This is a genomic window from Tardiphaga sp. 839_C3_N1_4, assembly GCF_051811045.1.
Lineage (GTDB): Bacteria > Pseudomonadota > Alphaproteobacteria > Rhizobiales > Xanthobacteraceae > Tardiphaga.
The window spans coordinates 3463300-3478088 of the sequence record NZ_JBPWQD010000001.1 but is presented as its reverse complement, the minus strand read 5'-3'; the positions used below and the strand labels follow the sequence as shown (position 1 = coordinate 3478088).

12 protein-coding genes are annotated in these 14789 nt (G+C 62.6%); 3 read left to right on the top strand and 9 right to left on the bottom strand.

The window, feature by feature from the left end; genetic code table 11:
* Positions 1 to 45 precede the first annotated feature (45 nt).
* Entirely contained in the window at positions 46 to 1494 is a 1449-nt protein-coding gene (locus AB8A38_RS16675; protein WP_439086715.1) for an amidohydrolase family protein, read from the bottom strand.
* Between the two features lie 176 nt (positions 1495 to 1670).
* Between AB8A38_RS16675 and AB8A38_RS16670 the strand changes: the two genes are divergently transcribed.
* Positions 1671 to 3263: a gamma-glutamyltransferase family protein gene (locus AB8A38_RS16670; RefSeq protein ID WP_439086714.1), complete on the top strand. Its 1593-nt coding sequence runs from the start codon at positions 1671 to 1673 to the stop codon at positions 3261 to 3263.
* Positions 3264 to 3369: 106 nt separating this feature from the next.
* Here AB8A38_RS16670 and feoB read toward each other — a convergent pair whose 3' ends face one another.
* The 4 genes from feoB to AB8A38_RS16650 all read right to left on the bottom strand — a co-directional run bounded on the left by feoB (position 3370) and on the right by AB8A38_RS16650 (position 7423).
* Positions 3370 to 5256 carry a ferrous iron transporter B gene (gene feoB / locus AB8A38_RS16665; protein ID WP_439086713.1) on the bottom strand — a complete coding sequence of 629 codons (1887 nt, stop codon included), beginning with the start codon at positions 5254 to 5256 and terminating at the stop codon, positions 3370 to 3372.
* Positions 5253 to 5540 (bottom strand): FeoA family protein, encoded by a 288-nt coding sequence (locus AB8A38_RS16660; RefSeq protein WP_093761616.1) that lies wholly within the window; start codon positions 5538 to 5540, stop codon positions 5253 to 5255. The genes feoB and AB8A38_RS16660 overlap by 4 nt, the downstream gene beginning before the upstream one ends.
* An 89-nt stretch (positions 5541 to 5629) precedes the next feature.
* A complete protein-coding gene (locus tag AB8A38_RS16655; RefSeq protein WP_439086712.1) occupies positions 5630 to 5902 on the bottom strand; it encodes a hypothetical protein in 273 nt (90 codons plus the stop codon).
* Between the two features lie 42 nt (positions 5903 to 5944).
* Entirely contained in the window at positions 5945 to 7423 is a 1479-nt protein-coding gene (locus tag AB8A38_RS16650; RefSeq protein WP_439086711.1) for an ABC transporter ATP-binding protein, read from the bottom strand.
* Positions 7424 to 7613: 190 nt separating this feature from the next.
* Between AB8A38_RS16650 and AB8A38_RS16645 the strand changes: the two genes are divergently transcribed.
* Positions 7614 to 8957 carry a TAXI family TRAP transporter solute-binding subunit gene (locus tag AB8A38_RS16645; protein WP_439086710.1) on the top strand — a complete coding sequence of 448 codons (1344 nt, stop codon included), beginning with the start codon at positions 7614 to 7616 and terminating at the stop codon, positions 8955 to 8957.
* A gap of 74 nt (positions 8958 to 9031) precedes the next feature.
* Positions 9032 to 9991: a phospholipase D-like domain-containing protein gene (locus AB8A38_RS16640; RefSeq protein ID WP_439086709.1), complete on the top strand. Its 960-nt coding sequence runs from the start codon at positions 9032 to 9034 to the stop codon at positions 9989 to 9991.
* A gap of 186 nt (positions 9992 to 10177) precedes the next feature.
* Here AB8A38_RS16640 and AB8A38_RS16635 read toward each other — a convergent pair whose 3' ends face one another.
* The 4 genes from AB8A38_RS16635 to hutI form a co-directional block, all read right to left on the bottom strand.
* Complete coding sequence (locus AB8A38_RS16635) at positions 10178 to 11059, bottom strand: LysR family transcriptional regulator (protein ID WP_439086708.1); 882 nt, start codon at positions 11057 to 11059, stop codon at positions 10178 to 10180.
* Positions 11060 to 11209: 150 nt separating this feature from the next.
* A complete protein-coding gene (locus tag AB8A38_RS16630; protein WP_439086707.1) occupies positions 11210 to 11785 on the bottom strand; it encodes a HutD/Ves family protein in 576 nt (191 codons plus the stop codon).
* Positions 11786 to 11794: 9 nt separating this feature from the next.
* The gene (gene hutU / locus AB8A38_RS16625) at positions 11795 to 13468 is read right to left on the bottom strand and encodes a urocanate hydratase (RefSeq protein WP_439086706.1); all 1674 of its coding nucleotides are present in this window, start codon (positions 13466 to 13468) and stop codon (positions 11795 to 11797) included.
* Positions 13469 to 13479: 11 nt separating this feature from the next.
* Positions 13480 to 14709 (bottom strand): imidazolonepropionase, encoded by a 1230-nt coding sequence (hutI, locus tag AB8A38_RS16620; RefSeq protein ID WP_439086705.1) that lies wholly within the window; start codon positions 14707 to 14709, stop codon positions 13480 to 13482.
* Positions 14710 to 14789 lie beyond the last annotated feature (80 nt).

Genomic DNA, 14789 nt, shown 5'->3' with positions numbered 1-14789 from the left:
GATTGCTTCGCTGCGCTCGCAATGACGGTTGATGGTAACGCGGCCTTACTCGTTCGATGGCCATGCCATCGGGAACGACAGCGGCGAGATCTCTGTCAGCTTGCGGCCAGCCCAATCCAATCCCGGCGTGCGCTCTTCTGCGCGGATCTGCGCTTCATGCACCCGCAGCGCCGCGGCGGGATAGTCGAACGTCTGCACCACGCCGTCCTTCACCACCTGCCGGCCATCGACATAGACGTGACGCACCGCGCGTTCCGCTGCCGCATAGATCATGCTGCGGATCGGATCGCGATGCGGCTGCATCATCGGATGGGTGACATCGACCATCACAAAATCAGCCTTGCAGCCAGCCTCGAGCCTGCCGATGTCGTTGCGACCGAGCGCCTTGGCGCCGACGGTGGTGGCAGCCTCGAACAGCATGGTCGAGTTCAGGCCCCGCGGATGCCCGGCCATCAGCCGCGAGGTCATGGTCACGTTGCGCATTTCCTCGATCATGTTGTGCGGATAGGTGTCGGTGCCGATCGCCACCGAAATGCCGGCTGCGCGATAGCGGCCGACATCGCGCAGCGCGATGCCGCGCCGCATGAACACAGTGGGACAATGCGCTACTGTGGTGCCAGTCTCGGCCAGCAGTGCAAGGTCGCGCCTGGTGTGCCACGGCGTCAGCGGGTGGTCGTCGACGAAGATGGAGTGGCCAACCAGCGAGGTCGGCCCGAGCACGCCGAGTTCGCCGAGCCACTGGATTGGCGTCACGCCATGCCGGCGAACGATTTCGTGAAATTCCGACACCGACTGCGCCGCATGGGTCTGCCACGGAATGTTGCGGCGCTTCGCTTCAGCGTAGCTGTCTTTCATCAGTTGCGGCGTGCAGGTGTCGATCTGCGCCGGGTACATCATTCCGGAGAGACGGCCGGACGGATGGCTCTCGGCGGCATCGATGAGCGCGAAGGCCTGCAGCATGCCGTCTTCGCCGGCCTTCTCGTTCCATTCGTAATCGACGAGCGTGCCATTCGGCGTGAACCAGCGCGCCGAGCGGAAGCCCGGAGCAATATAAACGCGCAGGCCACTTTCTGTTGCGAGATCGAGCCATTGCGGATGAGGCATCGAAAGATCAACCACCGTGGTGACGCCGGACAGCAGCAATTCCGAATACGCAACGCGCACGCAGTCCGGCACGCCTTCCGGATCGGACCGCAGGATCGGCATGTATTCGTAGAGCGACGAATTATACAGACCGGGCGAGCCGATCTCGTCGAGGAAGCCCTTGTTGAGCGGTTCGCTGGACGGATGCGAGTGGATATCGACGAGACCCGGCATCACCATGAAGCCGCGGCCGTCGATGGTCTCGACCGCTTCACCCCGATAGTCGCAGCCGGCAAACACGAGCTGGCCGCCGTCGAAAGCGACATCGCCGCCGGTGACATAGGTGTGGCTGTTCTTTGCGGCGTCCCAGGCGACGACATAGTCCGCGTTGCGGATGACGGTGATGGCCATACTGATCCTCTTGATGGAAGGCGAGGAACCGTAAGCGCAAGCGACCAGGCGGTGCAAGATCGAGAGGTGAGCAGACCCGCCTGTCTATTCGGCACATGCAACTTGTCTATTCGGCTCGTGCAAATGACGATAAGAAGATGCGTTGATCTGCAAAGTCCTGAAGAGAGCCTGAACTGATGCAATACAGACATGATGGCCTTTACGCTTCCCGCCGCTCGCCGGTAATGGCGCGCAATGTGGTGGCGGCGTCGCAGCCGCTGGCAACGCAGACCGGGTTGCGCATGCTGGAGCGCGGAGGCAATGCGCTGGATGCGGCGCTCGCGGCAGCCATCACGCTGACCGTGGTCGAGCCGACCGGCAACGGCATCGGATCGGACGCCTATTGCATCCTGTGGGATGGCAAGGAGCTGCACGGCCTCAACGCCTCCGGTCGCTCGCCGGCGGGATGGACGCCTGAACGATTTGCAAATCACAAGACATTCCCGCATCGCGGCTGGGAAAGCGTCACCGTGCCCGGCGCTGTGTCTGCCTGGGTCGATCTGTCCGAGCGCTTCGGCAAGCTGCCATTCGCTGAGCTGTTCGAACCCGCGATCTCCTATGCGGAGAACGGCTTCAACGTCTCGCCAGTGATTGCCGAGCTGTGGCGCCGCGGCGCGGAGGAGTTGAAGAACCAGCCCGGCTTTGCCGAGGCCTTCATGCCGAATGGTCGTGCGCCTGCGGCGGGTGAACTCTTCAAGGCTCCGGGCCATGCCTATTCGCTCAAGCTGATCGCAGCGACCAAAGGCGAGGCATTCTATCGCGGCGAACTCGCCGAGCGCATCGCAGCCTTCGCGCGCGAACATGGCGCCGTTCTCACTGCCGCGGATATGGCCGAACATCGCAACGACTGGTGCGGCACCATCCATCAGGATTTCGGCGACGCTTCGCTGCATGAAATCCCGCCGAACGGGCAGGGCATCGCCGCGCTGATGGCGTTGGGCATCATGCGCGCCCTCGGCACCGACGGTCTTGTGCTCGACAGTGGCGATGCGTTCCATCTGCAGATCGAAGCCACGAAACTGGCTTTCGCCGATGTCTACGCCTACGCGGCCGATCTCGATTACATGCGCGAGATCACCGTCGCGCATCTGCTCAATCCGGCCTATCTCGCCTCGCGCGCCAAGCTCATCGACATGAGCCGCGCGCAGGATTTTGGCGCCGGTGCGCCGAAGACCGGCGGCACCGTGTGCCTGTCCACCGGCGATGCCAGTGGCATGATGGTGTCCTATATCCAGTCGAACTATTCGGGCTTCGGCTCCGGCGTCGTTGTGCCCGGCACCGGCATCAGCCTGCAGAATCGCGGCTTCGGTTTCGTCCTGACCGATGGTCATCCCAATCAGGTAGGCCCGCGCAAGCGGCCGTTCCAGACCATCATTCCCGGCTTCGTCATGAAGGGCAAAGAGCCGCTGATGGCCTTCGGCCTGATGGGTGGCCCAATGCAGGCACAGGGCCATCTGCAGATCATGCTGCGCATGCAGCTCTGGGGACAGGATCCGCAGACGGCGGCGGACGCGCCGCGCTGGCGCTATGTCACCGGCTTGAAAGTGGCGATCGAGACGGCTGTGCCGGACAATGTCGCGGCCGACCTCGCCAGCCGCGGCCATGTCATCGAGCGCGAGCCGCCGGACTCCGCCTTCGGTTTCGGCGGCGCGCAGCTCGTGCGCAAAATCGATGGCGGCTATGTCGCGGGCTCTGATCCGCGCAAGGACGGGCTCGCGGCGGGCTATTGAGGATTCTCTATTGATCCGTCATTGCGAGGAGCGAAGCGACGAAGCAATCCAGTTCTTGGCTTTCTGGATTGCTTCGCTGCGCTCGCAATGACGAGCTTCTTCTGCCTCAACCCAGTCCCGCCGCCTTCGCGATGGTGTAAGTGATCAGGCTCGCCACATAGGCCAGCGCGAACATGTAGAGGAACGTCACCACCATCCATTTGGTGCTGCCGGTCTCGCGGCGGATCACGGCCAGCGTCGAGGCGCATTGCGGGGCGAAGATGAACCAGGCCAGGAACGACAGCGCGGTGGCGAGGCTCCATTTGCTGGCCAGCGCCTGGCCGATCGCATCCGCCGCTTCCTTGCCGCCTTCGATCGCATAGACGGTGCCGAGCGCACCGACCGCGACTTCGCGCGCCGCCATGCCGGGGATCAGCGCCACCGCGATCTGCCAGTTGAAGCCGAGTGGTGCGAAGAACGGCTCCAGGAATTTTCCGATCATCGCGGCGAGGCTGTAATTGATCGCCGGCCCTTCGGCGCCGGCCGGTGCCTGCGGGAACGAGGCGAGGAACCAGATCAGGATCATCATCGACAGGATGGTGGTGCCGGCGCGCTGCAGGAACATTTTGGCGCGGGTATAGACGCCGATGGCGATGCTCTTGAGGCGCGGCAGCTTGTAGTCCGGCAATTCCAGCATGAACGGTGCCGGCTGGTAGTCGCGCCACATGAAGAACTTGATGACGAAGGATGCGGCGAGTGCGCTGCCGATGCCGGCGACATAGAGCCCGAACATCACCAGGCCCTGCAGGTTGATCCAGCCCCAGACGTTTTCGGCGGGAATGAAGGCCGAGATGATCAGCGTATAGACGGGGATGCGCGCCGAGCAGGTCATCAACGGCGCGATCAGGATGGTGGTGAGGCGGTCGCGGCGGTTGTCGATCACGCGCGTCGCCATGATGCCGGGGATGGCGCAAGCGAAGCTCGACAGCAGCGGGATGAAGGCGCGGCCATGCAGGCCGGCGCCGCCCATGATGCGGTCCATCAGGAACGCGGCGCGTGCCATGTAGCCGAAATCTTCCAGCAGCAGGATGAACAGGAAGATGATGATGATCTGCGGCAGGAACACGAGCACGCTGCCGACGCCGGCGATCAACCCGTTCTGCAGGAAGCTCTGCAAGATTCCTTCAGGCAGCACCTGTGCCACCAGCGTGCCGAGTGCGCCGAAGGAATCCGACAGCAGCTCCATCAGCGGCTGCGCCCAGGAGAACACCGCCTGGAACATCACGAACAGAATGAGCGCGAGGATCGCGAGACCGGCGACCGGATGCAGCACCACGGCATCGACGCGCGTGGTCAGCGTGTCCGGCTTGGTCGGCATCTTGACGGTGTCGCGGATGATGCGGTCGGCCTCGCGCTGCAGCGCTTTCATCTCGGACAGGCCGAGCGGCGTCCAGCCATCGCCGGCGACGACCGCCGGCATGTTGGCGGCGAATTCATCGGTGCGGTGACGCAGTTGCTCGACGCCGGCCTTCTTTACCGCGATGGAAGTGATCACAGGCACGCCGAGTGCTGCGGACATCGCGTCGACGTCGATGCTGACGCCGCGGCGCTGCGCGATGTCGAACATGTTGAGCACCACCAGCAGCGGGCGACCGGTGCGCTTGAGTTCCAGGATCAGCCGCAGTGTGAGGCGCAGATTGGTGGCGTCGGCGATGCACAGGACCAGATCGGGCGCGGCTTCGCCGGGGCGCTTGCCGAGCACGACGTCGCGGGTGATCTCTTCATCCGGGCTGCGGCCGCGCAGCGAATAGGTGCCGGGCAGGTCGAGCAGCGTCACCTGACGGCCGGCCGGCGTCACGAAGGCGCCCGCCTTGCGCTCGACGGTGACGCCCGCATAGTTGGCCACCTTCTGGCGGCTGCCGGTGAGTGCGTTGAACAGCGATGTCTTGCCGCTGTTGGGGGCTCCCACCAGCGCGAGATGAAAGCGCTCGGTGGTCACGTCTGTATCGGTCATTTCACAACAACTGCCATGGCTTCGCGCCGGCGGACGGCGATCGTAATATTGTCGACACGCACCGCGATCGGATCGCGCTGGATAGCGCCCTGATGCAGGATCTCGACGCGCGCGCCTTCGGTGAAGCCCATTTCCAGCAGATGCCGTTCGAGCTCGTGGCCGCTCTCGGCCGCGCCTGCAATATCGGGCTGCAACGCCACGATGGTTCCGATGAATCCGCGCGGCGCATTGCCGAGGCGCAATTCGTGTGTGGATGTTTCGGATGCAGTCTGGTGGACGGTCATGCCCGACCTTGTCGAGCAGCGTCCTGACAAGGTCAAGACAAACGCACGTATGTTATTAGAATGATTATAAAGAGGCGCTCCGGCACCGCTTACGATGCGCCCGCGGACTGCTCGTTCACCACCCGCTGCTGAATCTTCACCAGTTCTGCATAGATGCCGCCTTGCGTGATCAATTCGTCATTGGAGCCCTGCTCGGCCACGACGCCGTCTTTCAGCACGATGATCTTGTCGGCGTCACGAATGGTTGAAAGCCGATGCGCGATCATGATGACGGTGCGGCCTTGCATCAACCGGCGCAGCGCCTCGATCACCAGCGCCTCGGATTCCGGATCGAGCGCCGCGGTCGGCTCGTCCAGGATCATGATCGGGCTGTTGCGCACCACCGCACGCGCGATGCCGATGCGCTAGCGCTGGCCGCCGGACAGCGTGTCGCCGCGCTCGCCGACCATTGAGTCGTAACCGTGTGGCATGCGGCTGATGAACTCGTCGGCATTGGCGATCTTCGCGGCGGCGATAATCTCCTCGTCAGTTGCACCGGGCCGGCCATAAGCGATGTTCTCGCGGATCGTGCCGCGGAATAGCACGGTCTCCTGCAGCACGAAGCCGACCTGGGCGCGGAGGGCGGACAGTTTGTAGTCGGCGACATCGACGCCATCGATCAGCACGCGCCCCGATGTCGCGTCGTAGAAGCGCGGGATCAGGCTGAGCACCGTGGATTTGCCGGAGCCGGTCGGCCCGACCACGCCGACAATCTGTCCGGGTTCGATATGGAGCGAAACATCGCGGAGCACGCTGGACTCCTCGCTATAAGCGAAGGCGACCTTCTCGAAGGTGATGGCGCCCTTGGCGCGGCCTGGATCGACGGCACCCGGTTTCTCCATGATCACATCATCGGCGGCCAGGATGTTCTGGATCCGCTCCAGTGCCACGGTGGTTTGCGCGATCGCGCTGGTCATGCTGGCGAGGTCCTTCACCGGTTTGAAGAACTGCGCGAGATAAGCGAGGTACACGGTCAGCGCGCCTGCGGTCATGGTGCCGGCAACGATCAGCGACGTGCCCTTCCACAGCACGATGGCCGTGCAGAACGCCACCACGACACCGACCACCGGCGACAATAGCGACTTCACCTGCCGCGCCTTCATGGCGGCCTCGACCGTCGCATGGCTGGCGGCTTCCAGCCGTGCCAGTTCGAGATCCTGTCTGCCGAAGGCCGTGACTGCGCGCACCTGGCCGAGACCCTGCTGGACTACGGCAACGATCTCGCTCTGCCGTTGCCGTACCGTGCGCGTCACTTCCTTCACGGCGCGCTTGAAATGGAACACGAAGGCGATCAGGAACGGCGTGATGCCGAGCGCGATCAGCGTAAAATCCCAGTCGAGCCAGAACATCAGCCCGATCATGAAGACGATGGTGATCAAGTCGAGCAGGATATCCAGCGTCGACGATGAGGCGAAGTTCTGCAGTGTCGTCACGTCTGTGGTGATCGTGGACATCAGGGCGCCGGTCTTGGCCTTGTCGTAATAGCGCAGCGACAGCCGATGCAGATGCGCATAGATGCGGATGCGCAGGTCGTTGGCCACCCACTGGCCGACCGATGTCGAATAGTAGTTGTCGATATAGGTAGCGATTGCGCCGATCACAGCGATGACCAGCGTGGCGATGCCGGCGAACACTGCGACGCCGAGCGTGTGGCGGCCGATGCCGTAGTCATGGGCCCAGTCCAGCCAGGCGGGCAGGTGATGGCTGCCCAGCGCGTCATCGAGCACCAGTTTCAGCGGCCAGGGCGCGGCCAGGCTCATGGCGATCTCGACCAGCATGGCGAGGAAGACGATGATCAGCCAGCCGCGATAGGGCCGGAGCATCTCGAGTACCAGACGAGTCATCGAACATTGTCTCCAGCAACACGGCCAGACCGGGAATCATGAGCGGTCCGGGCGGCCGCAGTATATAGCCGCCGTCGGTTAGCGGGTCTTAACTGTAGTCGGGTACAGATGGATTTTTGCTGACAGCCCGCGCATTGTGGCATGCGGGCAGGAGCGTCAGTTAATTTGGCAGGGCTGCGCAGGACCGAACATGAACGTGCGATCCGTTGCTTTCCCGTTCTGGGGCAGGGTGCTTCTGCTGGCCGGCATCCTCGGTCTGGTGCTGGGCGGCGGCCTTCTGACCTGGCGCTATATCGAGCGTCCGACCGTGCTCAAGCTGGCGGTCGGGTCGATCGATGGCGAAGCCGGCAAGACGGCCTCGATCATCGCCAGCCATTTCGCCACCAGGAAATCGCCGATTCGGCTGGATTTCGAGACCTTCGGCAACGCGGTCGATGCGGGCAAGGCATTCTCCTCCGGCAAGGTCGATCTCGCTGTGGTCCGGGCCGATGTCGGCGATCTCTCCGAGGCGCGCGCCGTTGCCGTCATGGCCAAGGCGGTGGTCATGCTGATCGCGCCTCCTGGCTCGAAAATCACCAGCGTCGAAGGCTTGCGCGGCCGCACCGTCGGTGTGGTGGGCGGCGAGGTCAATCGTAGGCTGGTCGATGCGCTCACCAAGCAATACGACCTGACGAGTGCGAGGGTCACATTCAAGAATCTTGAGGTCAGCGATACCCGGCGCGCGGTGGAAGCCAAGGAAGTCGGCGCCCTGCTGGTGGTGATCCCGCTGACCGAGAAGTATCTGTCTCAGGTGCGCGGTCTGTTCAAAACCGGCGCGCCCGTGCTGATCCCGATCGATGCCGCCGGCGCCATTGCCGATGCCAATGGCGCCTATGAAAGCTTCGACATTCCGAAAGGGTCGCTCCGCGGCGCGCCGCCCGTTCCGGATGATGACGTGACAACGCTTCGGGTCAGTTACTATCTGGTTGCGAACAAGAAGCTCCATTCCAGCCTGATCGCGCGTCTGACCGAAATGGTGATCGCGGCGCGCCGCGATCTGATCGCCGGGCAACCGCAACTGGCCGGTATCGCCGCTGCCGACACCGATCCCGATGCCTTTATCCCCATCCATCCCGGCGCTGCTGCCTACTACAACGGTACCGAGCAGAGCTTCATGGACAAATACGGCGACGACATCTATCTCGCCCCCATGATCCTGGGCGCCCTTGCTTCCGTGCTGGCCGCCGCCTGGAAATTCCTCGGCATCCGGCCGCCCGACCACCGTGAGGCGACACTTAATGCACTTTATGCATTGCCGCGACGGATCCGGGCGGCGGCGGACGATGCGGAACTGTGCGCGATCGAGCAGGAGGTCGACGATCTTCTCAGCGCGCAATTGGCGAAGACCATGCGCAATGACGAAGATGCACTTGAAATGGCGACGCTGGTCTCTTCGGCACAGCGTCTCGACAATCTCATCCATCATCGCCGTTCGGCGCTGGCGCGGGCCCCATTTTCTGCCGCGCCGCATTCAAGTATAGAGTCGGAGACGTAGTTCCAGGCCATGACGCTGTTTTGCAGAACCACTAGCCGTTTGCGCGCACCTTCATTTCTCGCAAGAGGTCAATCATGACGCATAACCTGCTCGTGTTTCCGGATGACACCGCGCAGTGCATCATCGATCCGATCAGGGCCGCGCAGCGCAGCCTGAACATCCGGATGTTCCTGTTCACCGATCCGACACTGCTGCATGAGGTGATCGCGGCGAAGCGGCGCGGCGTGAAAGTGCGCGTCATGCTCAATCCGGCACGGCGCAACGGCGAGAGTGAGAATGACGAAACCGCCGCGGCGCTGGCTGCTGCTGGGGTCGAGGTTCGTGACAGCAATCCTGCCTTCGCGCTGACCCATCAGAAGTCGATGGTGATCGACAATGAGTGGGGTTTTGTGGAGTCGCTGAACTGGGAGACCCGCGATCTCACCGAAACGCGCGACTACGCGGTGACCACGACCAAGAAGCTCGAAATTTCCGAGATGGTGGATTGCTTCGAGGCCGACTGGGCGAAGCAGGATTTCGTGCCGAACCCGGACTCGCAACTGATCTGGTGCCCGAACAACGGCCGTGAGCGGATCGGCGCTTTCATCGATTCCGCGCGGGACACGCTTTGGATTCAGAACGAGCGTTATCAGGATACGGACATCATCGAGCGGCTGGTTCGCGCGGTGCTGCGCGGCGTTCAGGTCCACATCATGGCGCGGCAGCCGCACAAGCTGAAGAAGAACAAGTTGATCGAGGGGATTGGGGGGCTGCGCATCATGCATGACGTCGGCGCCAAGGTGCACCGGCTCAATGATATGAAGCTGCACGGCAAGATGCTGTTAGCCGACGAGGAGCGCGCTATCGTCGGTTCGATCAATCTCACGCCGGGCAGTTTTGACGATCGCCGCGAACTGGCCATCGAGACCGATGCGCATCATGTTGTGAAGCGTCTCGTCGAGACCTCGCATCACGACTGGAAACATTCCCGCAAGCTCGACCTCTCCGACGAGGCGGTTCAGGCGGATCTGGAAAAACACGGCATCCGGCAGTAGCGCGTTGTCGCTCAGCGCCGCTCCGGCCGCGGCGATTGCCGGGCTCGGGGCTGCACGGGTTTCCTTTCCGCGCGGCGAGCATATTCCGTGGCCAGGTTCAGCAACCGTTCGCGAACCACGGGATCATCAATCTCCCGCGCCAGCTTTTCGCAGCGCTCGGCCTGCTCTCTGAAATATGCGGCTTCGCTAGGCAACTTTGTCGTTTTCCATGGGTAGTGCGGGGTGCAGGAACATCGCCGAGAGCTGATCCTTGATTTCCAGGACACGCGGCGATGTCATACCCGGGCGAATGCAGAGCAGCGCTTTGATGGTCGGAAGCTCCGGCAAGTAATAGTCCCTGGCCCAGACCAGTCCCGGCGGAATGATCCGGCTGGGAACAGCCGTCAGTCCGATGCCGGCTTCGACGGCGGCTTTCTTCGCGCTGTAGTCCTGACTGCTGAAGGCAATCCGATAGGAAAGGCCATGCCGCGTGAGCGTATGAATCATCCAGTCATCATTGGTCCAGGTGACGATTGGGATCGGTGCGCCGGGGCTGAGCACGAATGATTTCGAGCGAACCCATGCCAGCCGATCCTCGGATTCATCGACAATGAGCGGAGCCAGATCGGCACTGATTTCTCCCCGCTGGAAAAAGCACCCGACGTCGACATGGCCGTCGATCAACGCTGTCGCAATCTCGGTGGACATTCCGGCATGGATATGGATGTCATTGAGGTTGCTCAGGCTCTGCTCGGCGACGAAGCGCTGTGCGAGGACAACGCTCAGGCCCAAACGAAGCCGGTCGACATGATTATCGGCTCCGCCGAGCGCAAGCACCTGATCGTTGGCCTCGATGATCTTGCGCGCCTGCGCAAGCACCAGCTTGCCGAGATCGGTCGGACAACTTCCGTTCGGCGTCTTACTGAACAGCGAACCGCCAACAAGTTGTTCGAGGCGCTTGATCTGCGAACTCACTGCGGGCTGACTCAACCCCAATTGCTCCGCGGCCTTGGTCAAGCTACCTGTTTCTGAAATGGCAACGACGGTACGAACAATTTCAATCGGAATATTGAGATGCCGCTTGTGCATTTGAATATCCAGCCTCGCAATTGCGCCATGAGTCGGACCAAGTGGTGTCGCGATTCTCTCCCAATCATATAGGCCTAATCACTCTTGGTTATATATTTGATTTGGATGACATTTCGGGAACTTATGACGTCATCAAAATCGCTGGTGCGGTCAGGACTGCCTGGCGAATTCGATGATGACCACACGCGCCGTCGCATCGGACTCAATTGCGACAGGTGCTGATCCTTGTTCCACAAGCAGCGCATCGTGGGCCGACAGGCTGTCGACGGTCGATGCCGAGCGTACGGTCGCAGTGCCACGCTCAACGAACAGAAGCGCTTGTGCAGAAACTATAAAATCCTGACGTTTCATGACGTTGATGCGTCTCACATGCTGTGAGACGATCCCGCGCCGGCTCATCACATTCAAATCTGTAATGGGGCCGTCGATCAGTGTCGCTAACGTTTGCTGATCGCCCGGGAAGGAATGGATCGTGTTGCGATCAATGCGCACAGATACACGGCCGTGGACATTAAGGTCGATGCCGGCGCCATCGATGACCAGAAGTGTACGATCAATCCCGGGAAATGACGAGAACGGTCCGTCGCTCGTCACCTGCGCCATACTGACGCGCCAGTCGAAATCGTCCAGCTTTGCATTCGCCGGGAAGATCGCGATCTCCGTGGTCGATCCCAGCCCGTTCTTCCAGGGCATCACTTTGTAGTTCGCGGCGCGCAGGATCTGCATGCGCTGCACTCAGCCCTTGGCGTGCAGCGACGGCAGATTGAGGTGATGTTCCTCGGCGCAAGCAATGGCTTCTTCATAGCCGGCATCGGCATGGCGCATCACGCCGGTGGCCGGATCGTTCCACAACACGCGTTCGAGGCGCTTTGCCGCTTCCGGCGTACCGTCGGCGACGATGACCATGCCGGAATGCTGCGAGAAGCCCATGCCGACGCCGCCGCCGTGATGTAGCGACACCCATGTTGCGCCAGATGCGCAGTTGAGCAGCGCATTGAGCAGCGGCCAGTCGGACACGGCATCGGAGCCGTCCTTCATTGCTTCGGTTTCACGGTTCGGGCTTGCCACGGAGCCGGAGTCGAGATGATCGCGGCCAATGACGATCGGCGCCTTCAATTCGCCCGAGGCCACCATCTCGTTGAAAGCGAGGCCGAGGCGATGGCGATCACCGAGGCCGACCCAGCAGATGCGCGCCGGCAGGCCTTGGAACTGGATGCGTTCGCGCGCCATGTCGAGCCAGTTCACCAGCGCCTTGTTGTGTCCGAGTATCTCCTTCACCTTGGCGTCGGTCTTGTAGATGTCCTCGGGATCGCCGGACAGCGCCGCCCAGCGGAACGGGCCAATGCCGCGGCAGAACAGCGGGCGGATATAGGCTGGCACGAAGCCCGGGAAGTCGAATGCGTTGTCGACGCCTTCTTCCTTGGCCATCTGGCGGATGTTGTTGCCGTAGTCGACGGTGGGCACGCCCATCTTGTGGAAGTCGAGCATCGCGCGCACGTGCTCGCTCATCGACTTGCGCGAGGCCTTCTCGACCGATCGGGGATCGCTGGCGCGCTTGGCTTCCCACTCTGACAGTGTCCAGCCCTTCGGGAGATAGCCGTTGACCGGGTCATGCGCCGAGGTCTGGTCGGTGACGATGTCCGGCCTGACGCCGCGGCGGACCAGTTCAGGGAAGATGTCAGCCGCGTTGCCAAGCACGCCAACGGAAATCGGCTTCTTCTCCTTGTTGGCCTTCTCGATGATCGCCAGGGCGTCGTCGAGGTCTTTGGCCTGCACGTCGAGGTAACGGCTCTTCAATCGCATCTCGATGCGGCTCGGCTGGCACTCGACCGCGAGGCACGACGCCCCGGCCATGGTTGCCGCCAGCGTCTGCGCGCCGCCCATGCCGCCGAGACCTGCGGTGAGGATCCAGCGGCCGGACAGGTCGCCGTTATAGTGCTGCCGTCCGGCCTCCACGAAGGTCTCGTAGGTGCCCTGCACGATGCCCTGCGAGCCGATATAGATCCACGAGCCGGCCGTCATCTGGCCGTACATCATCAGCCCCTTGCGATCGAGCTCGTTGAAGTGCTCCCAGGTGGCCCAGCGCGGCACCAGATTGGAATTGGCGATCAGCACGCGCGGCGCGTCAGTGTGCGTCTTGAACACGCCGACCGGCTTGCCGGACTGCACCAGCAGCGTCTCGTCGGTGTTGAGCTCACGGAGCGACTTGGCGATCTGGTCGAAGGCTTCCCAATTGCGTGCCGCGCGGCCGATGCCGCCATAGACCACGAGCTCGTTGGGATTCTCGGCCACTTCCGGATCGAGATTGTTCATCAGCATGCGCAGCGGCGCTTCGGTGAGCCAGTCCTTGGCGGAGAGTTCGGTGCCGCGCGGGCTGCGGACGATGCGGCTGTTCTTGCTGCGATCCATGATGTCGATCCTTACTTGGAAACGGTCGCGTGCGTTCGGCCGTGCCAGACGCGCGCGTGGAGCGGATTGAAGCCGACGCGGTAGACCAGCTCGGCGGGGTGTTCGATGTCCCAGATGGCGAGATCGCAGGCCTTGCCGGCCTCCAGTGTGCCGACTTCGCTCAGCTTGCCCAGCGCCCGCGCGCCTTCGCGCGTGACGCCGAGCAGGCATTCGTCCACAGTCATGCGAAACAAGGTCGCGCCCATATTCATGGTGAGCAGCAGCGAGGTCAGCGGCGAGGTGCCGGGATTGCTGTCGGTGGCCAGCGCCAGATGGGTGCCATGCTTGCGGAACAGCGCGATCGGCGGAGCCTGGGTTTCGCGCAGGGTGTAGTAAGCACCCGGCAATACTACGGCGACGGTGCCGGCCTTGGTCAGCGCGATGACGCCGTCCTCGTCCGTATGTTCGAGATGATCCGCAGAGAGCGCGCCGTGGTCGGCGGCGAGCTTCGCGCCATGCAGGTTCGAGAGCTGGTCCGCATGCAGTTTAACCGGCAGGCCGAGTTTCCTGGCGGCGTCGAACACCCGCGCCGTCTGCTCTGGCGAAAATGCAATGCCCTCGCAGAACGCGTCGACTGCGTCGGCGAGTTTCAGTTCGGCAATCGCCGGCAGCATTTCGGCGATGACGGTGTCGATATAGGCGTCCTTGTCGCCATTCGCTTCCGGCGGCATCGCATGTGCGCCAAGGAATGAGGTAACGACGGAGACGTCGCGTTCCCGCGCGAGCTGCCGCGCCGCCTTGAGGCAGCGGATTTCAGTATCCCTGTCGAGGCCGTAACCCGATTTGATCTCGATGGTGGTGACGCCTTCGGCGAGCAGATGGTCGAGCCGCTTCAAGCCGCTGGCGACGAGCTGCGCTTCGCTGGCCGCACGCGTGGCCTTCATGCTCGAGGCGATGCCGCCACCGGCGCGCGAAATGTCCTCATAGCTGGCGCCCTCGAGCCGCATCGCGAATTCACTGGCGCGGTTGCCGCCATAGATCAGATGGGTGTGGCAATCGACCAGCCCCGGTGTGATCCAGCGGCCGTCGCAATCGATGCGGGTCTTGGCGTCGGTGCCGGCCGGCAGTTCTGACGCTGGACCGACGAAAGCGATCCGGCCGTCCTTTGCTGCGATGCAGCCTTTCTCCACGATCCCGAGGCCGGGCTGGCCGGGCGCCATCGTGGCAAGGCGTGCATTGGTCCAGATGGTATCGAAGGTCATGACGGACTGCCGTAAATTCGGGACGTCGTATGTCTATACATAATCAGCGGCCTCGCTTATTGTCGAGCGTCTTTTGAATG